Source organism: Priestia megaterium, from assembly GCF_046599315.1.
Taxonomy (GTDB): Bacteria; Bacillota; Bacilli; order Bacillales; family Bacillaceae_H; genus Priestia; species Priestia megaterium_F.
Genome location: NZ_JBKIKC010000022.1, coordinates 35,428 through 53,704, shown reverse-complemented (window position 1 = coordinate 53,704; position 18,277 = coordinate 35,428). Strand labels below are relative to the sequence as shown.

The following is an 18,277-nucleotide window of genomic DNA, read 5'->3' as shown; positions in this document are numbered from 1 at the left end:
ACGATAAAGATAGTTCTAATTTCCTAAAAAAAGACGCTTCATGAATTTACGTTTTTGGTGGTTGATTTGGCACGGAATTTGCATATGTGAGAAGGGTTTATCAGACATTTTAGTTGTCAGGCAAAGAAAACTAGTTACATATTCTAAAATTATTTTATATTGTCTACCAAAATTCAAAAATTTTAATAATATAGTAAAATGTAGTTGACCTTCCTAGTTTTAGATTATAAAATAAATCTTGATAATAGTTTGAAAATTCAAAAATGGAGGGGTTTACTTGAAAAGCTGGAAAAAGATTTTGGGGACATCTTTTCTTGCCACAACTGTTACATTAAGCGGAGTGGGGCCAGTGCTTATGAATGGAAGTATTGCTTCAGCTAAAACCGTACAATCGGAGGAGCTTCCGAGTTCACCAATTGATATGAATACAGTACCTGAAGAGAGATTGGCTAACGCACTGAAAAACCAAGGAGTTATTTCTCAAAGTGCAACACCACAAGAAGTGAAGAAAGCCGTTACTTCTTACATAAACAAAAAAGATACACATAAAGAAAGCATGAAGGGACATAAAGCTAGCAAAATTGATTTGAAAGCGAAAGAAATGCAAACGAAACAAAAAGAAAAGTTTCAGCGAGGCGAATTTGCTAATATTAAGTCTCAAGAAAACAATTCTGGTAATGGGGTAAACGTTAAACCTGCAGCTCAGGCAAAATATAAAGGACAGGTCAGAAAAGATAAAGTTCTTGTTCTTTTAGTCGAATTCGCAGACTTTAAGCATAACAATGTCGTTCAAGAGCCTGGTTACATGTATGCAAAAGATTTTAACCGAAATCACTATCAACAATTAATGTTTGGGAATAAAGACTTTACGCTATTTAATGGAAAGAAAATTAAAACGTTTAAACAATATTATGAAGAACAGTCTGGAGGTAGTTACACAGTAGATGGAACCGTTTCTGACTGGTTAACTGTACCTGGAAACGCAAAAGAATACGGTGCAGACAATCCAGCGGGAGGTAACGATAATGCGCCTGGATCTAAAGGGCCCCGTAATCTTGTAAAAGAAGCGCTTGCTGCAGCAGCAAAAAGCGGCATTAACCTTTCAGATTACGATCAGTTCGACCAGTATGATATCGATGGAGACGGCAACCGCAATGAGCCTGACGGCATAGTTGACCACTTAATGGTCATTCATGCTGGAACTGGACAAGAGGCGGGTGGAGGCAAACTAGGAAATGATGCTATCTGGTCTCACCGCTCTACTTTAGGACAAGTGTATAAGGTCCCTGGAACAAACATGGCTGCTTATGACTATACAATTGAGCCAGAAGACGGAGCAGTTGGCGTTTTTGCTCATGAATTTGGCCATGACTTAGGTTTGCCTGATGAGTATGATACACAGTATACAGGACAAGGTGAACCGGTAGGCGTTTGGTCAATTATGAGCGGAGGAAGCTGGGCTGGTGAAATAGCTGGAACGGAACCGACAAGTTTTTCCCCGCAAAATAAAGAGTTTTTCCAGGCAAATATGGGTGGGAACTGGGCAAATATCCAACAAATCGACAGCAAAAATATTACAAAATCAGGATCTGTAAGTGTAATTGATCAAAGCGTGACAAAATCTAAACGACCGGGTATTGTGAAGATTAACTTACCTAAAAAAGCTGTTCAAGGGATTAAGCCTGCGTTTGGAAGCAATTATTACTACAGTAAACGCGGAGACGATCTGCATACGACGATGACGATGCCAGAGTTTGATTTAACAGCGGCCAAAACAGCGATGTTTAATTATAAAGCGTTCTATGAAGTAGAAGCGGAATACGATTATTTATATGTAAATGCAATTCTTCCTGACGGTTCAAAAGTTCTGTTAGATACAATTGGTGATAAAGCGAATAATGCAGACGGTTCCGCTGAAACATCTAACGGAAAATGGGAAGAGAAAAGCTACGATTTAACGAAGGTTCTAGGTAAAAAAATCAAGCTTCAATTTGAATACGTAACGGATGGGGGACTTGCTCTTCAAGGATTTGCTCTTGATAATGCTAGTTTAGTAGTAGATGGAAAAACGGTATTTACGGACGATGCTGAAGGAACTCCAAAAGTAACGTTAGATGGATTTGAGAAAACAAACGGCATCAGCTATAAAGATAACTATTATTACCTTGAGTGGAGAAACTATGAAGGTAGTGATAAAGCACTTCAATTCGCGCGCGGTGCAAAATATAATACGGGCATGCTGCTTTGGTACGCAGATGAAAGCTACCTTGACAACTGGGTAGGACAACATCCGGGTGAAGGATTCCTCGGTGTAGTTGATTCACATGCTCATAAAGTTCTGTACTTTAATGTAAATGGTATTAGCACTACAGCAAACTCAAGCCGATATCAAATTGCAGACGCGGCTTTCTCATTTGATAAATCACCTGCTTGGTCATATTCTCATAAAACGTGGGGAACTATTTCATCTAAAGAATCAAATGGCGTTACAAGCTTCAACGACAAAAAATCGTATTTAGATGAAAGAATTAAAGATGCAGGCCGCTTGCTTCCTCAAAACGGATTAAAATTAGACGTGATTGGTGAAGCGAAAGACAATTCAGCTGGTGCTGTATGGATTCATAAGTAAAATTAGACGTATTAAAAAAAGATCTGAAGAGCGTATTCTTCGGATCTTTTTTTATGTTAGAAAATCAAAATAAACTATGAGCTAAATAATCAAAATCTCTACGACCGTTTAAAAAATAAAAAAAAGGGAATTTTCAACAGTGAATAATGGTTATCATGTCATGAAATTCATCCATATAATCAATACTAATAGGTAAAGAAAATATTGAAAAGGAGTTCTAACTATGAACTATCGTATCGAAAGAGATTCAATTGGAGAAATCAAAGTAGCAGAAGATAAACTATGGGGAGCGCAGACGCAAAGAAGTAAAGAAAACTTTCCAATAGGGATTGAAAAAATGCCAATTGAAGTAATACGCGCTTTTGCGGTTTTAAAGAAAAGTGCAGCTATTAGTAATCATAAGTTAGGCAAACTATCAGCAGGGAAATCCGAAGCCATCGTGCAAGCTGCTAACGAAATTATTGAAGGGAAATGGAATGAACATTTTCCTTTAGTCGTATGGCAGACAGGAAGCGGAACGCAGTCAAATATGAATGTAAATGAAGTGATTTCCCACCGAGGAAACCAGCTAATAAATGGTGATGAAACACTTCATCCAAATGATGATGTGAATATGTCACAAAGCTCTAACGATACTTTTCCTACAGCTCTCCATATCGCAGCTGTACTAGAAGTCGAAGATCAATTATTGCCTGCTCTAAAAACATTAAAAGAAACGTTCGCTGCGAAGCAAGAGCAGTTTAAAGATATTATTAAAATTGGAAGAACCCATTTGCAGGATGCTACACCGCTAACACTAGGACAAGAGATTAGCGGATGGCATCACATGCTTGAAAAAAATGAAGAAATGATTAAACAAAGCGTAGAGTATATGAAGGAGTTAGCCATTGGTGGTACAGCTGTTGGAACGGGAATAAATGCACATCCTGACTTTGGTGATGAAGTAGCGAAAGAAATCAGCAGTACGCTTGGAAAAACATTTATTTCAGCACCTAATAAATTTCATGCATTAACAAGTCACGATCAAGTGGTATACGCCCATGGTGCACTCAAAGCCTTAGCAGCTGACCTAATGAAAATTGCCAATGACGTACGCTGGCTAGCAAGCGGTCCTCGCAGTGGGTTAGGTGAAATTACGATTCCTGCTAACGAACCAGGAAGTTCTATTATGCCTGGAAAAGTAAATCCAACTCAAAGTGAAGCTCTGACAATGGTTTCTGCACAAGTGTTAGGGAATGACGTGACGATTGGCATTGCAGCTAGTCAAGGAAACTTTGAATTAAATGTATTTAAGCCGGTTATTATTTATAATTTTCTACAATCGGTCAGACTGCTGACAGATTCTATGCAGGCTTTTAACGATAAATGCGCAGTAGGAATTGAACCCAATAACGAAAAGATTCAGTATAATTTAGAAAATTCTCTTATGCTTGTAACAGCATTAAATCCGCACATTGGTTATGAAAATGCGGCTAAAATCGCCAAGCTTGCCCATCAAGAAGGAACGACATTAAAAGAAGCAGCGGTCAAAACAGGCCTGCTGACAGAAGAACAATTTGAGCAGTGGGTAAATCCTGCTAATATGATTCATCCATCAAAATAAAAAAAGAAGCCAATCAGCTTAGGCTGCTTGGCTTCTTTTTTTATGATAAAATAAACATTGTTCTAAATAAACACATATAAAAATATCGCGAGCTAAGAAAATTTTTCACACTTACTTGTACTAGATTCAAACATATGAAATTAGGGTATTTACGTGTTTATAAAGGAGGAATTCAAGTGACGTACGAAGTGAAGTTTTATTTTGGAAATGAAAAATCAATCAGTACATTGATTGAATCAGCAAATGTAAAAGAGCTTGAGGAATCTATTATTCATACACAGGGGTGGTATCGTTATTATGACGAAAAACATGAAGCTTATTTAGCTATTCAAATGAGTAGCGTTTTACACATCGTTATAAAAAAATATCAGGATCCGGAAAAACAGGGGTTTTAAGATATTCGTCGTATACATAAAGAAGCTAGTAAAAGAGGTGAAAACTATGCAAAGACGACACCAAAATAATCCTATTATTCTCGACGTTTCTCATCACCAAGGAATTATTAATTGGAAAGAACTAAAAAACACCTCAGTAAAAGGGGTATATATAAAGTTAACCGAAGGTACAACTTTTGTAGACCCTAAATCCTACGAAAATTATATAGGTGCTAAAAACGCGGGCTTGAGAGTAGGATTTTATCATTATGCTCACTGTACAAATAATCCAGAGAAAGAAGCTGCATTCTTTATTACTCAGCTTGGACAAATGAAACTAGATCTTCCACCTTGTTTGGATCTAGAAGAAGATAAGAAAAAATCTAAAGAATTTGTTTCCCGTTTTGCCGTAAGCTGGCTCGATCATGTTCACCAAACCACAGGGATTAGGCCTATCGTATATACGAACTATCATTTTGCTAAAACATTTTTTACAAATGAAATGAGTAAGTATTCTTTGTGGGTAGCAAGATACAGCGCCTCAAACAGACAAAGAGGTATGCAACATCCCGGGGAGCTAAGTCATTGGCAGCGATGGGCAATGTTTCAGTATACTGATTCTGGCAGAGTAAAGGGAATTTCTACAAATGTGGATATAAACGAAATGGATTTCTCGTTTTTCAAAGAAGTCACGACGAATCTCTCTGTGACAAACAATGCAAAAGGACCCTTTGTTTATTCCAAAGGTGATAAAGGGATAGGAGTCAAACAAATTCAACAAAATTTACTTGCACTAGGTTTTTCTCTTCCAAAGTTTGGAGCAGACGGTTTTTATGGAGAGGAATTAATTGCCACAGTGAAAATATTTCAGAATCGCTATGGCCTTTTTTCGGATGGGATAGCAGGAGCAGACACGCTAATGTGTCTCGTTAAAGAAGCGAATAATCTGAATAATCGGGTTTGAGAGATTACCTGAGAGGGAAAAGTTATTGTAAGATTCAAAAAGGTACAAGAAAGGAGCTATTATGAGAAAACGAAAAGCATTAATATCAGGTATTACGCTATCAACTGTAGGAGTTGGCATTACGTCTTATGTATTAAGTAATGCTGCCAAACGTCGAAAAGTAAAAGGACTTGTTCGAAGTGCTAAAGATAAACTTTCAAGTTTATCTAAAAAACAACAGGTAAATGCTAGCCTAAATAAAGATGCTTATTCAGATCCTACGTACGTTTCTGAAAGCAATATGATTTCAGAAGGGCCTATGTATCAAAACCAACATAGATAATAAAAAAACTAGTCTTGCCTCGGGTGAGACTAGTTTTTTATTAATTTTATAAATAGCAGCGCTTATTCGTGTTACACTCTCTATATAAGGGAATAATTTTGCGCATATTTACAAGTAAAGGAGGAATAAAAGGAGTGATTAGTAGCGAATTATTTGTTAACTTATGTATTTTTTTATTTTTTGTCAGCTTTATGATTGCAATACGAATATTTTTGTTGCAGCGTTTAGCTCATAAATACAAATGGATGAGTGGTATTTATGCAAGTATTGTTTCTACTATTCTTATGGTATATAGTGTTACTTACCAACAGATTACATATGATTTGCGTTTTCTTCCTCTTATTTTGACCGTTCTATATTTTGGTTATAAAGCCGGTGCAGTTGCAGGTATCAGTATGGCTGTAGGTAGTATTTATTTAGAAAGTCATTGGTTACTGACTATATTAATTTTAATCTTTACCTTTTTATTTTCCCTTCCTCTTATTCGATATAGAAAGCAGTTTTCTTTATCAATACAAACTCTTCTTTGTTTCTTTATTCACTTTATCGCTCATGTCTTACTGACAAGTTACTTCTGGAATACACCTATTCAGTCGCCGTTTTATAGCGAAATAGAATATTTAATTTTCGGCATTCTTGGACTAGGAGTGGCCGTAGCGACGATTGAATTTTATCGTACATTTTACGCTGTCGCTGAAGAAGCTGCATATGCTAAATCAGATTCATATAAGGATAAAGAAGACTCTTTTTTGTCAGAATAATGCAAAAAGAATTGGAATATACAAAAGAATGGTTAGAGTCATTTATTAATCATCACATGAATGCAGTTATTATAACTGATTTAGAAGGGCGGATCTTGCGAGTTAATGAAGCCTATGAAAAAGTATATGGCTGGAAAGCTCATGAAGTGATAGGGAAAAAATATTACGATGTAGCGGGAGTTTTTAGTGAGGATGTAAGTGAGAATATAAAAAAGAGCGTTGCCGAAAAAGAGGCGATAAATCGAGTGGAAGTTGTAAGAGCTCATAAAGATGGAAGTTTAGTAGACCTTCGCATCACCATTTCTCCGATTTTTAACGAAAAAGATGAGTTGGTAGGTTTGTCAGGAGTATGTGTGGATATTTCCGAGGCTAAAAAAGCTAAACAAGAGCTTGACTTTCTGCATCGTAAGCTTAAGGAAAGTGAGTTAAAGTATCGCACCTTATTTGAGTACGCAAACGATGCGATTTATTTACTTGAAATAGGTTCAAATCATTTTCCAGCTCGTTTTGTTGAAGTAAATGAAGCTGGCTGTAAGCGCTTTGGATATAGGAGAGAAAAGCTTTTATCCATACCTTGCCAAGATATCATACCTAGGGATTCTGACATTGTTCAAAAGACGATGGAAGAAATTCGCAAAGAAAATCTTTCTTTTACGCTGCAATCACAGTTTACATTTAAGTCTGGAGAAATAAAAAAACTAGAATATAGTGGTAAGCTGTTCAATATAGAAAACAAAAAAATGCTTCTTATTGTTTCAAGAGACAGGACGGAGTACTTAAAAACAGAAGAGCTGCTGCAGAAATCTGATAAATTAGCAGCTGTCGGTCAGCTCGCTACAGCTATCGCTCATGAAATTAGAAACCCTTTAACGGCCATCAAAGGATTTATGCAGCTATTAACTGAAAAAGCGAGTAAAGAAGAGTTAACCTATATGAACATTATATCTTCTGAAATTGAGCGTATTGAAATGATTACAGATGAATTCATGTCAGTAGCAAAACCACAGGTCGTAACATTTCAGTCGATTGATTTGCAGCTTTTAATTCAACAAGTAATTTTATTGCTGCAGCCTCAAGCAACCATGAAAAATATCTTTATTGAACTTAATTCATATGGAGAAATATCTTTTGTGTTTTGTGAAAGCAATCAAATGAAACAGGTGTTTATAAATATTCTTAAGAATGCGATTGAAGCAATGCCTTCCGGAGGAGAAATTAAGGTGGAGTTGAGACAAAAGTTAAACAATCACATTCATATCCAAATTATCGATCAAGGTGTAGGGATTCCAAAAGATCGAATAAAACATTTAGGTGAACCATTCTATAGTATTAAAGAAGATGGCATCGGCCTAGGGTTAATGATTTGCTTTAATATTATTGAACAGCATAAAGGAACTCTTCATATTGAAAGTGAAGTAAACAAAGGGACTAGTGTAGAGATTTGTTTACCATTAAAATAAAAGATATTCATTTAAAGACAGAAGAAATTTTGCAACAAGTTGTTTAGTAAAGTTATAATATTCTATGTTGTAGTAAAATAGGCAAAGGAGTGGTTACAATTAAACAGAAAAAGTGGATTAACATATTTCGTATACTGTATATTATTTTTGCTATTATTGCGATTGGAGCATCTTTTGGAGACTATTCTTTTGGGCTTAATAATCCCCGCATAGTCAGTTTGACGGCTCTGGTTTTGGCGGTTATTTGTATTGTTCCGTATTACATACTTCGCTTTAAAGAACAAGCGTCTAAAAGTAAATAAGTTAATATTCGTCATCTTAAAAGCTGCTTTGAAAAAGGCAGCTTTTTTGTAGTCATAAAAGGGCGATAAATGGGCGAGCATTTTTTCTAGCCTGTACATATGCTATAGAGTAAACAGGCTACGGAGGTGAAGTGAAATGGGATTTTACAACTGTGGTTATGGCGGCTATGGTAGTTACGGTGGCGGTTTCGCATTAATCCTCGTACTATTTATTTTATTGGTTATCGTTGGTTGTACGTGTTTTAAATAAAAAGGAAAAGCACGGATTTACAAAGAGTTTAGTAGATTCGTGCTTTTTTATGATTTTAAAAAACTTAGTACTATAATGAAATAATGTTTTAAACGTACATAAAAAACATATAAAAATTTTAATTAATAGATTAAAAAAATAAAAAAATAAAGAAGGAGAGTAGATTTAACCCTAAAAAATAGCTTGTAATTTATAATTTTTCTTATAAGTGATTTTTGTAAAATGCTTATAAAAACTGATAGCAAGAACGAATAATACTCCCTAGGCTGCTAGTTTTTATCAGCTGACTAAAGGAGTTATTTTACTTGTATGAAAATCAACATAAATGATTTTCATATAGTTTAAATAGGTAAAAAAGACTTATTGCAAAAATTTATTTACAATTTTCATAATAATAGGAATATTAAAATAATATATAGACGTAGTAATTTTTAGTTGTTATAATGTTGCTAATTATCGAAATTAACAGAGAAATTGCGATAATTAAATTTACTAGGGATAGGGAGAAAAAACTATGAAAAAGAAAAAACAGGCTTTAAAGGTATTATTATCAGTTGGTATCCTTTCTTCATCATTTGCTTTTGCACATACGAGCAGTGCCGCGCCAAATAATGTATTTTCAACTGAAAAGTATAACAAAGAAATTAAATCTCCTGAGTTTATTTCCGGAAAGCTTTCAGGCCCATCGTCACAGAAAGCTCAAGATGTCGTATTTCACTATATGAATACAAATAAAGACAAATATAAATTAGGAAACGAAAATGCCCAAAATTCATTTAAAGTGACAGAGGTGGTGAAAGATCCTGTTGAACAAGCAACCGTTGTGCGCTTGCAGCAGGTATACAATAATGTTCCTGTTTGGGGATCTACTCAATTAGCGCACGTAGCGAAAGATGGAACCTTAAAAGTTGTATCAGGTACAGTAGCTCCTGATTTAGACAAAAAGGAAAAGCTAAAAAGACAGAAGCAAGTTGACAGTAAAAAGGCGATTCAAGTAGCTGAAAAAGATTTAGGCTTTAAACCGACTTATGAAAAATCTCCTTCATCTGAACTGTATGTTTATCAAAATGGTTCAGACACCACATATGCTTATGTAGTAAATTTAAATTTCTTAAACCCTGAACCAGGCAACTATTATTACTTTGTTGATGCTACTAGCGGTAAAGTATTAGATAAGTACAATACGATTGATTCGGTAGCTGGTCCAAAAGCCGACGTGAAGCAAGCGGCAAAACCGGCAGCGAAACCTGTAACAGGAACAAATGCGATTGGCTCAGGTAAAGGAGTGCTCGGAGATACTAAATCTCTAAATACAACGTTATCTAGTTCTACCTATTACTTACAAGATAATACAAGAGGCGCCACAATCTATACGTACGATGCAAAAAACCGCACATCTCTTCCAGGCACGTTATGGGCAGACACCGATAATACGTACAATGCAAGCCGCGATGCCGCTGCGGTAGATGCTCACTATTATGCAGGTGTGACATATGATTATTACAAGAACAAATTTAACCGCAATTCCTATGACAATGCAGGAGCTCCGCTAAAATCGACTGTTCATTATAGCAGCGGCTACAATAATGCATTTTGGAATGGTTCTCAAATGGTATATGGAGATGGAGATGGATATACTTTTGTTCCGTTATCAGGAGGACTAGATGTTATCGGACATGAACTGACGCATGCAGTCACAGAAAGAAGTTCTAATTTAATCTATCAATATGAATCAGGCGCATTAAACGAAGCGATTTCCGATATTTTTGGAACATTGGTAGAATACTATGACAACCGAAATCCAGATTGGGAAATTGGAGAAGATATTTATACGCCTGGTACAAGCGGTGATGCGCTTCGATCAATGAGCAACCCAGCAAAATATGGAGATCCAGATCATTATTCAAAGCGCTATACAGGTTCTGGCGACAACGGCGGAGTTCATACAAACAGCGGTATTATCAACAAAGCTGCCTACTTGTTGGCTAATGGAGGAACACATTATGGCGTTACTGTAACAGGCATCGGCGGCGATAAGCTAGGAAAAATTTATTATCGTGCCAACACGCTATACTTCACTCAGTCTACAACGTTTAGCCAAGCGCGCGCAGGTTTAGTACAAGCTGCTGCTGATCTATACGGTTCAGGCTCTCAAGAAGTAATTTCAGTAGGCAAGTCATTTGACGCAGTTGGTGTTCAATAAATTATAAAACAAAAGTCGCAAGATAAATGAGATATCTGGCGACTCTCTATACTACCTAACTACCAATAAAGGAGTACTCGTATAAATATATTACAGTACTCCTTTATTTTATGTTAATAAATAAGGAAGATAGATTTCTTCTTGGTTCATAAACATCCATTTCTTATTCCCCCCTTTTATACCCATTCGAGTTATACCATTGTTTGTTAAAAAAAGAAGGCCAGTTTTGGCAAACGGTCTTATTATAAAATGTTATAATAAAGAAAATAATTAAGTACATACATATGGAAAAGGAGTGGAGGAATCGATGGACAAAATTGCTGTTATTTCAGATATCCACGGAAATCTTCCTGCATTAGAATCAGTTTTAGCTGATATACAACAACGAGATATCCATCGCATCATTTGTCTAGGTGATTTAGTAGGAAAAGGACCGGATTCAAGTAAAGCGATTGATATTATAAAAGAAAAGTGCGAAGTGACAGTAATGGGAAACTGGGATGACTTCATTACAAAGCCTGCGGAATTTGAAGCGTTAAAATGGCATCAAAATAAGTTAAGTCCAAACCAAGAATTATATTTAAAGGAACTTCCTTTTTCCATTGAATTTATGATGAGCGGGAAGTTAATTAGGATGTTTCACGCTTCACCTCGAAGTCTTTATGACCGAATTCAACCTTGGGATTCACTTGAAAAGCGCCTTAGTCTATTTGCTAATACCGAATATACGGAAAATATAAAAGGGTCAAGAGAGCCGGATGTCATCTGTTATGGAGATGTACATAATGCATTTATTCAACATATTAAAGGGAAGACGTTATGTAATGTAGGGAGTGTAGGGAATCCTCTTGATTTACCACAAGCTTCCTATCTTATTTTAGAAGGAAATGATCAAGGTGAAAGTCCTTCACCATTTTCTATTCAATTTGTGCGCATTCCATATGATATTGAAAAAGCGATCGAATTAGCGAGAGCTGTAAAGATGCCTGATTTTGAACCCTATGTTCAAGAGTTAAAAACCGCTCGCTATAGAGGGCTAAAAAATTAAGAATAGAATCTATCTTAATCTTCAGCATAAATGCTGGAGGTTTTTAATGGAATTCAACATCATTAGTATAGTACATGCAAATAAAAGTTATTCTTATGAGTTTAAGCAAGGGAAAACTTGGAGAAAAACATACAGCATTTGAAAGGAAATAAAATTCACTTTATGAAGACAATATGAATAGGGCAATGTCATTTGAAAATAAAATTATGCAAAAAAGCCCGTAAACAAAATGTTTTCAACATAACAAGTGGAGGAATAAAAGATGAAATTTTTTATTGATACAGCTAACCTAGAAGATATTAAAAAAGCATATAAAATTGGGGTATTATCAGGTGTTACCACAAATCCTTCGCTAGTAGCTAAAGAAGGTGTAAAGTTCGAAGATCGAATCGATGAAATTTTAAAAACCGTTCCGGAAGTAGAATCAGTTTCGGCAGAAGTCACGCCGGACACAGTAACAGCAGATGATATGATTGCTCAAGCGGAAGAGCTTATAAAAATTAATGGAGGGGACAAAAATATAACGATTAAACTTCCTATGACCATTGCTGGATTGGAAGCCACTCGTTATTTAGCTAAAAAGGGTGTAAAAACAAACGTCACGTTAATTTTCACAGTGAATCAAGCGCTTCTAGCAGCTCGTGCTGGTGCCACGTACGTATCCCCATTTTTAGGACGCTTAGACGATATTTCAGAAGACGGTGTGTATTTAGTATCTCGAATTGCAGAGCTATTTCGAATTCAACACATTGACTCACAGATTATAGCAGCGTCAGTCAGACATCCAGATCATGTTACACGAGTAGCTCTTGCTGGGGCTCATATTGCGACCATTCCATATGCTGTAATTGAACAATTAGTAAAACATCCGTTAACAGAACAAGGAATTGAAAAATTTGCATCAGACTGGGAAAAAGCTGTAAAAAGTTAAATTGACTTAAGGAGAAGACATCGTTTTAGTGTCTTCTCTGCTTAAAGCGTATATCAGGCTTCTTCTGTTTTATAACAAACAACTTATCATTAATAGGCGAACATCCTATACATATATGCAAAGCTGACATACGTTAGTAGAAACGAAAGAGGTGTTATAATGGGCTGTATTATTAACATTGAGAATATCATGACTAACGGGTTGAAAGACAATTCAAATGTAAGCGTGGGCTGTGTTGTACAAAATAGCCACACGGCAAATACAAAATCGGTAGGAGCTTGTTTTTCATTTGGAAATGGCTCTCCTGCTATCGCCTCTATGACAAACAGTAATATCGACTTTTGTAAAGGTGAAGAAAATAAAGAGCAGCAATCTTAAAAACAATTCCAGAAAGAGTATTTCTGGAATTGTTTTTTGGTAAGTGGTAGAGTTTTGTTAATGAGAAGTTTGATTTTTCAAAGGGAAATATTTGTGAGGAGAGAAGCGGCGCTATGAGCATTATTTCTGTGATTCCTTATACATACATTGAAAGAAAAATGAAACGAACGCAAAAAGTGACGGTTCAGCATTCAAAAGACATCTGCTTATATGCCAATAGTATTCAAACAGAGAATGATTACTTCCATATTAACAGTGTTTTTGACATTTCTTACAAAGGCGTTTCAAAAGGCAGTGGCTTTTTATATTTACATACAAATCAAGGGATGTTCGCTTATATAATACACAGCGATCCTTCTGCCTTTATAGCAGCATACAAACATATAAAAAAGAGGGGGTGACAGCAATGTCATCCCTTCTTTTTTGATTATTATTTTACCCACTGCACAACTTGATCCATACTTCTTCTTGTTTTTCCGCGCTTAGGTTCATGAATTCGGTAGCCGAACGCAACCATAACGGAAACATCAAACTTCCCGTCTTCTAGTAATCCTTCTTCTTTTAGAATTTCATGTACTTGATCATAGTTAAACCCTTCAATTGGACAAGAATCAATACCAATTTGAGCAGCTGATGTCATCATATTAGCTAGTGCAATATAAGATTGTTTGCTAGCCCAATCAAATAGCGATCGCTTGCTTTCAAACAAGTGAAAATCATTTTCTTGAAAATCTTTATAACGAGGCATTAATGTCTCTAATACATCATCTGGCATTTCTTTTACGTTTTTCTGAAGATTTAATACATATTCAGAGTCATATCTTGCGTCTGTACGAGAAAGAATAATAACAAAATGACTTGCTGTAGGGAGTTGACCTTGGGCTCCCCAAGAAACAGCTTTTAATTTTTCCTTTAAAGCTTCATTTTCAATAACTAAAAATTTCCACGGCTCGTAACCTACTGAACTTGGAGATAAGCGCCCTGTTTCTAAAATGAATTGGAAATCTTCAACAGAAATTTTCTTTGTTGGATCAAACTCTTTTGTAGCATGACGAAAGTTAAATGCGTCTAAAATTTCTTGTTTTTTATCTGTATTGTTCATGTGTAAACAACCTTTCTGTAAAAATATTTAGTGATGAACTGCTCAGAGTAACCTATACCCTATAGAGCTTATAGCTAACAACTAGTTAACATACAAATGGCCATAAAGTTCGTTTGCAAATTTATCATAAATGATATAAACCATTCTAACAAGTACGCACATTTTTGTTGTATAGTATACTTTTTTATACTGTTGATACAAATTTATAAAAAGCAGAAAGGATTAAACGATCCGTGGAGTTTTTTGAAAAAATAGTTAAGAGGGAGAGAGGAGAAGAGTAATCTTCTCCTTTTTAATTAAATTTTTGTATTTGATTTTTTCGCTTTGTTTTCAAGTTCACTTTTAGGTTCTGTTGAAAATTCAACATCTTTTCCGTGTCCTTGAGGGTTAACACCTGGAGCTACTTGACCTCGATTAGCAGATTTTTTTGTACCCATTTTCGTCACCTCCGTTAGGTTAGTATGTGCAAAAAAGTAAAACAAAAATCAAGAAGTAATGAGTGAAAGTCTACGTAGGGTTTGAAACACGATGGTATTCAAGTGCTTTTATTACATAAAACAAGATGTTTACTCATTTAAAAGTTCGTAAAAAAACACCCTTGCAAGGGTGTTTTTCTGTTTAAGAATCTGAACTTGTCGTTCTTTCTGCGTATGGATAGATAGGATCTTTTAATTGAAATTCGTAAGTCACTCCATCTACAAGTCCTACCGTTTTATTGCTATCATAAAGATCCAGCATAAAGGCAGCCATCTCTTTTGATGTATGAAACTTAGGAACTCGCCCTTTATATTCAAAATCGTCCATATCCATAGAACGCTGTGCAAATTCTGTTTCAGTAGCAGCCGGAGCTAGAACTTTAGCCTGCATTTTTGCTTCTCTACTCTTTAATTCTTGAGAAAGACCTTCTGTAAATGGACTTACGTAGAATTTTGTTGCGCAATAAGTTACTGCATCAGCCACAATTGTATAGCCGCCTCTTGAAGAGACATTAATAAGCTGTGTACCTTCAACAAGTTCATAATCTCTTACAAATAGAGATGAAAGAATTGTTAAGGCTTCGATATTTAAGTGAAGCATTGTTTCAATCTTAGTTAATTTTTGTTCACTGACAGAAGCAAAGTTTCCGAATCCAGCATTGTTAATCCACGTTTCTAACTCATATTCTTTAAGTGATTCATAAAACGTATGAGCATTTTCTGCCACGGATAAATCAACCGACTGGACAATAACATTTACATCTTGGTTCAGTTCTTCAATCTTTCCTTTTAACTCATCTAGCTTGTCCGCTCTACGTGCAGCTAATATAAGGCTTTTTCCGCGTGCTGCGAAAGCTAAAGCTGTTTCATATCCAATTCCTGAACTTGCGCCAGTGATTACTGTATATTTCATGTTGATTCCTCCATTTTCAATGCTTTCGAATTGATTATAATTGTTGGAGTATACTTTAAGGCAAGCATTTATTCAATTTATTTTTCCCTTTGTAAGTCTGTTGATAAACATTTAAACTTTGGCGCTAAACTTCCGTTTTTTTATGCTACACTTGAAACAACAGACGGTATTTTCTTTCATCATTATTTTATTAAAAGGAGGATTGTATGTGTTTTCTTTACGTAAATAGAAGACCTAGCCTACTTGCTCAAATTACATTACTCATCACGATAGTTATTCTTGTTAGTACCGTGCTTGTATGCATTTTGTTTTCTGCAATGGTAGATGAAATTGTTGAAAAATATGTAGGTAAGCAAGCTATGACAGTAGCAAAATTAGCTTCTGAAGATAAAACGATTGTAAAAGCTTTTAAAAAGAAAAATCCTTCTGAGCATATCCAACCTATTGCTGAAAAAATAAGAAAAATCACTGGAGCAGATTACGTCACCATTGCTAATGATAAAGGAATACGCTATTCTCATCCCAATAGTAGTTACATTGGAAAACACACTAAAACAAGCAATGAAGCTTCTTTAAAAAAGCATCAATCCATCATTTATAAAGGAAAAGGAGTTTCAGGATTTGCAATTAAAGCCAAAACTCCCATATGGGATGGCCAAGGAAACGTAATAGGCGTTTCTTCGGTAGGGTTTCTTGTAAGCAATGTAGAAAAACAGATTAATGATTATAGAATAAAAATTATTAAATTGTCCTGTATTCCTTTTCTTATTGGAGCATTTGGAGCTTTCTTCATTGCAAGACGGGTAAAAAGACTAATATTTGGACTTGAACCGGAGGAAATTTCCTTCCTTTTTAAAGAAAAAGAGGCTACTCTTGAGTCTATTCGAGATGCTACTGTTACTGTAAATGTTGAAAAATATGTAACGTCGATGAATAGAAGGGCTAGAGAGCTCTTTAATAACCTTCATTTAGTAATAGGAGGAGAGATAAAGAACCCCCGTTTAGGACAGCTAATTGATCAAGCGATAGAAGAACAACGGGTGTATTCTAACCAATCACTTCTACTAGATGGTCAGCAGTATATATTAGATTTATCTCCTATTGTAAGAAAAAAAGAAGTGCAAGGAATCGTTCTTACCATAAGAACTTTATCACAAATTGAAGAATTGACTGAAGAGATTTCTAAAATTAAAATGTTCTCTGATAATTTACGCGCTCAAAATCACGAATTTTTAAATAAGTTGAATGTGATTTATGGACTGTTAAGGTTAAAGAAGTATGAGCATGTCATGCAAATGATTTCATCAGAGGTAAAGGAACGCCAAGATATTATTTCTTTTTTAATGTCTTCTGTAAAGGATCCTTTGATTGCGGCCTGCCTACTTGGAAAGATAAATCGTTCGAAAGAATTAGACGTCACTTTAGAAATTGATCACGATAGTAACTTAACAAGTACTTTAGATATCGAAGATGCAAAAAACATTGTTTCTATCTTGGGGAATTTAATTGATAATGCGTTCGAGGCTGTGCGGGAACATAAAGGGCACGTCCTCGTATCCTTTACGGATGTAGGAAATGACCTGATTTTTGAAGTTGAAGACGATGGACAAGGAATATCAAAAGAAGTAGAAAATATGATTTTTATAGATGGTTATACAACCAAAAAAGGTGAAAATCATGGAATTGGATTGACCATTGTTAAAAGATCTGTAGAGCTGCTTAAAGGCGAACTTTACATAAGCAAAAGCATGTTACAAGGGGCAAGATTCACATTAGTTATACCGAAGCTATTAAATAACGAAAAGGAAGAATCGATATGACTGAAAATCAAATTAATGTCATGATTATAGAAGATGATTCTACAGCTGCACAAATTTATGAACAGTTTACTAAGAAATTAGAGAATTTCACTATTGTGGCGACAGCAGGATCTGGAGAAAATGCTTTAGAGTTACTAACAATATTTACGCCGCATTTAATTTTATTAGATGTCTTTTTACCAGATATCAACGGAGTGGAACTGCTATGGGAAATCAGAAAGAAGTATCGAGGAATCGACATTATTTTAATAACGGCAGCTAATGACGTTGAAACAGTAGGGGAAGCAATAAGAGGCGGAGCATTTGGTTATTTGGTCAAACCTGTAATTATTGATAAATTTTTATCTACTTTAAAACATTATCAGTCTACAAGAATAGAATTAACTGCAGATAAAATGATTAATCAAGATAAAATAGATCATTTATTTAGAACACATCATAACCGTCACAGTCAATCAGCGGCTGCAGTAACAGAATTTCCTAAAGGTATTGATAAGCATACTCTTCGTTTAGTAAGAGATAAAGTTCGCCAAGTTCAGGAAAGCTTGAATGTAGATGAATTTGCTCAATTGGTAGGTATCAGCTATTCAACAATGAGAAGGTATTTAGAGTATTTAGTATCTTGTAAGGAAATGCAGGTGGAAATAGTGTATGGAAGTGTGGGGAGGCCTGAGCGGAAATACCGAGTAACTAATTCTACATAAAAACGAGATAGCGGTGTTTTATCCGCTATCTCATTTT

At 35.4% G+C, this 18,277-nt stretch carries 18 protein-coding genes and 1 pseudogene; 16 read left to right on the top strand and 3 right to left on the bottom strand.

All coding sequences use genetic code 11. From position 1 onward, the window contains the following. Positions 1-277 precede the first annotated feature (277 nt). The 14 genes and pseudogenes from ACLHDF_RS29840 (at position 278) to ACLHDF_RS29775 (ending at position 13,626) form a co-directional block, all read left to right on the top strand. The gene (locus ACLHDF_RS29840; protein WP_413922011.1) at positions 278-2,629 is read left to right on the top strand and encodes an immune inhibitor A domain-containing protein; all 2,352 of its coding nucleotides are present in this window, start codon (positions 278-280) and stop codon (positions 2,627-2,629) included. 223 nt (positions 2,630-2,852) lie between these two features. Next, entirely contained in the window at positions 2,853-4,232 is a 1,380-nt protein-coding gene (gene fumC / locus ACLHDF_RS29835; protein WP_413922010.1) for a class II fumarate hydratase, read from the top strand. 176 nt (positions 4,233-4,408) lie between these two features. Then, positions 4,409-4,627, top strand: a complete 219-nt coding sequence (locus tag ACLHDF_RS29830; protein WP_413922009.1) for a hypothetical protein — start codon at positions 4,409-4,411, stop codon at positions 4,625-4,627. A gap of 46 nt (positions 4,628-4,673) precedes the next feature. Next, positions 4,674-5,570, top strand: a complete 897-nt coding sequence (locus ACLHDF_RS29825; RefSeq protein ID WP_413922008.1) for a GH25 family lysozyme — start codon at positions 4,674-4,676, stop codon at positions 5,568-5,570. A 61-nt stretch (positions 5,571-5,631) separates the two neighbouring features. Further along, positions 5,632-5,892, top strand: a complete 261-nt coding sequence (locus tag ACLHDF_RS29820) for a hypothetical protein (RefSeq protein WP_413922007.1) — start codon at positions 5,632-5,634, stop codon at positions 5,890-5,892. Between the two features lie 134 nt (positions 5,893-6,026). After that, positions 6,027-6,653, top strand: a complete 627-nt coding sequence (locus ACLHDF_RS29815; RefSeq protein WP_413922006.1) for a LytS/YhcK type 5TM receptor domain-containing protein — start codon at positions 6,027-6,029, stop codon at positions 6,651-6,653. Continuing rightward, positions 6,653-8,113: a PAS domain S-box protein gene (locus tag ACLHDF_RS29810; RefSeq protein ID WP_413922005.1), complete on the top strand. Its 1,461-nt coding sequence runs from the start codon at positions 6,653-6,655 to the stop codon at positions 8,111-8,113. The genes ACLHDF_RS29815 and ACLHDF_RS29810 overlap by 1 nt, the downstream gene beginning before the upstream one ends. An 89-nt stretch (positions 8,114-8,202) precedes the next feature. Continuing rightward, complete coding sequence (locus ACLHDF_RS29805) at positions 8,203-8,415, top strand: hypothetical protein (RefSeq protein WP_013083131.1); 213 nt, start codon at positions 8,203-8,205, stop codon at positions 8,413-8,415. A 136-nt stretch (positions 8,416-8,551) separates the two neighbouring features. Next, positions 8,552-8,665 (top strand): YjcZ family sporulation protein, encoded by a 114-nt coding sequence (locus ACLHDF_RS29800; protein WP_413922004.1) that lies wholly within the window; start codon positions 8,552-8,554, stop codon positions 8,663-8,665. Between the two features lie 604 nt (positions 8,666-9,269). Next, a pseudogene (locus ACLHDF_RS29795) lies at positions 9,270-10,868 on the top strand (M4 family metallopeptidase); the annotation flags it as partial. 307 nt (positions 10,869-11,175) lie between these two features. After that, entirely contained in the window at positions 11,176-11,916 is a 741-nt protein-coding gene (locus tag ACLHDF_RS29790) for a metallophosphoesterase family protein (protein WP_413922003.1), read from the top strand. Between the two features lie 262 nt (positions 11,917-12,178). After that, entirely contained in the window at positions 12,179-12,847 is a 669-nt protein-coding gene (gene fsa / locus ACLHDF_RS29785) for a fructose-6-phosphate aldolase (RefSeq protein WP_413922002.1), read from the top strand. Positions 12,848-13,006: 159 nt separating this feature from the next. Next, positions 13,007-13,225 (top strand): spore germination protein, encoded by a 219-nt coding sequence (locus ACLHDF_RS29780; protein WP_413922001.1) that lies wholly within the window; start codon positions 13,007-13,009, stop codon positions 13,223-13,225. Between the two features lie 113 nt (positions 13,226-13,338). Continuing rightward, positions 13,339-13,626: a 3-isopropylmalate dehydratase gene (locus ACLHDF_RS29775; RefSeq protein WP_413922000.1), complete on the top strand. Its 288-nt coding sequence runs from the start codon at positions 13,339-13,341 to the stop codon at positions 13,624-13,626. A 29-nt stretch (positions 13,627-13,655) separates the two neighbouring features. Here the strand turns inward: ACLHDF_RS29775 and ACLHDF_RS29770 are convergent, their stop codons facing one another. The 3 genes from ACLHDF_RS29770 to ACLHDF_RS29760 all read right to left on the bottom strand — a co-directional run bounded on the left by ACLHDF_RS29770 (position 13,656) and on the right by ACLHDF_RS29760 (position 15,716). Continuing rightward, on the bottom strand, positions 13,656-14,327 hold the full coding sequence (locus ACLHDF_RS29770) for an NAD(P)H-dependent oxidoreductase (protein WP_413921999.1): 672 nt from the start codon (positions 14,325-14,327) through the stop codon (positions 13,656-13,658). Positions 14,328-14,623: 296 nt separating this feature from the next. Beyond that, positions 14,624-14,764 carry a small, acid-soluble spore protein L gene (sspL, locus tag ACLHDF_RS29765; protein ID WP_013057030.1) on the bottom strand — a complete coding sequence of 47 codons (141 nt, stop codon included), beginning with the start codon at positions 14,762-14,764 and terminating at the stop codon, positions 14,624-14,626. A 181-nt stretch (positions 14,765-14,945) separates the two neighbouring features. Next, on the bottom strand, positions 14,946-15,716 hold the full coding sequence (locus ACLHDF_RS29760) for an SDR family NAD(P)-dependent oxidoreductase (protein WP_413921998.1): 771 nt from the start codon (positions 15,714-15,716) through the stop codon (positions 14,946-14,948). Between the two features lie 206 nt (positions 15,717-15,922). On the opposite strand from ACLHDF_RS29760, the gene ACLHDF_RS29755 reads away from it, so the two are divergent. Beyond that, on the top strand, positions 15,923-17,536 hold the full coding sequence (locus ACLHDF_RS29755; RefSeq protein WP_413921997.1) for an ATP-binding protein: 1,614 nt from the start codon (positions 15,923-15,925) through the stop codon (positions 17,534-17,536). Then, the gene (locus ACLHDF_RS29750) at positions 17,533-18,240 is read left to right on the top strand and encodes a response regulator (protein WP_413921996.1); all 708 of its coding nucleotides are present in this window, start codon (positions 17,533-17,535) and stop codon (positions 18,238-18,240) included. Before ACLHDF_RS29755 ends, ACLHDF_RS29750 begins: the two co-directional genes overlap by 4 nt. The last annotated feature ends 37 nt before the right edge of the window (positions 18,241-18,277 follow it).

What these genes read in the sequence shown, in the direction of transcription:
- fumC (WP_413922010.1), top strand. Translation starts at nt 2,853, where the DNA reads ATGAACTATCGTATCGAAAGAGATTCAATTGGAGAAATCAAAGTAGCA.
- ACLHDF_RS29825 (WP_413922008.1), top strand. Translation starts at nt 4,674, where the DNA reads ATGCAAAGACGACACCAAAATAATCCTATTATTCTCGACGTTTCTCAT.
- ACLHDF_RS29820 (WP_413922007.1), top strand. Translation starts at nt 5,632, where the DNA reads ATGAGAAAACGAAAAGCATTAATATCAGGTATTACGCTATCAACTGTA.
- ACLHDF_RS29810 (WP_413922005.1), top strand. Translation starts at nt 6,653, where the DNA reads ATGCAAAAAGAATTGGAATATACAAAAGAATGGTTAGAGTCATTTATT.
- ACLHDF_RS29800 (WP_413922004.1), top strand. Translation starts at nt 8,552, where the DNA reads ATGGGATTTTACAACTGTGGTTATGGCGGCTATGGTAGTTACGGTGGC.
- ACLHDF_RS29790 (WP_413922003.1), top strand. Translation starts at nt 11,176, where the DNA reads ATGGACAAAATTGCTGTTATTTCAGATATCCACGGAAATCTTCCTGCA.
- fsa (WP_413922002.1), top strand. Translation starts at nt 12,179, where the DNA reads ATGAAATTTTTTATTGATACAGCTAACCTAGAAGATATTAAAAAAGCA.
- ACLHDF_RS29780 (WP_413922001.1), top strand. Translation starts at nt 13,007, where the DNA reads ATGGGCTGTATTATTAACATTGAGAATATCATGACTAACGGGTTGAAA.
- ACLHDF_RS29775 (WP_413922000.1), top strand. Translation starts at nt 13,339, where the DNA reads ATGAGCATTATTTCTGTGATTCCTTATACATACATTGAAAGAAAAATG.
- ACLHDF_RS29770 (WP_413921999.1), bottom strand. Translation starts at nt 14,327, where the DNA reads ATGAACAATACAGATAAAAAACAAGAAATTTTAGACGCATTTAACTTT.
- sspL (WP_013057030.1), bottom strand. Translation starts at nt 14,764, where the DNA reads ATGGGTACAAAAAAATCTGCTAATCGAGGTCAAGTAGCTCCAGGTGTT.
- ACLHDF_RS29760 (WP_413921998.1), bottom strand. Translation starts at nt 15,716, where the DNA reads ATGAAATATACAGTAATCACTGGCGCAAGTTCAGGAATTGGATATGAA.
- ACLHDF_RS29755 (WP_413921997.1), top strand. Translation starts at nt 15,923, where the DNA reads ATGTGTTTTCTTTACGTAAATAGAAGACCTAGCCTACTTGCTCAAATT.
- ACLHDF_RS29750 (WP_413921996.1), top strand. Translation starts at nt 17,533, where the DNA reads ATGACTGAAAATCAAATTAATGTCATGATTATAGAAGATGATTCTACA.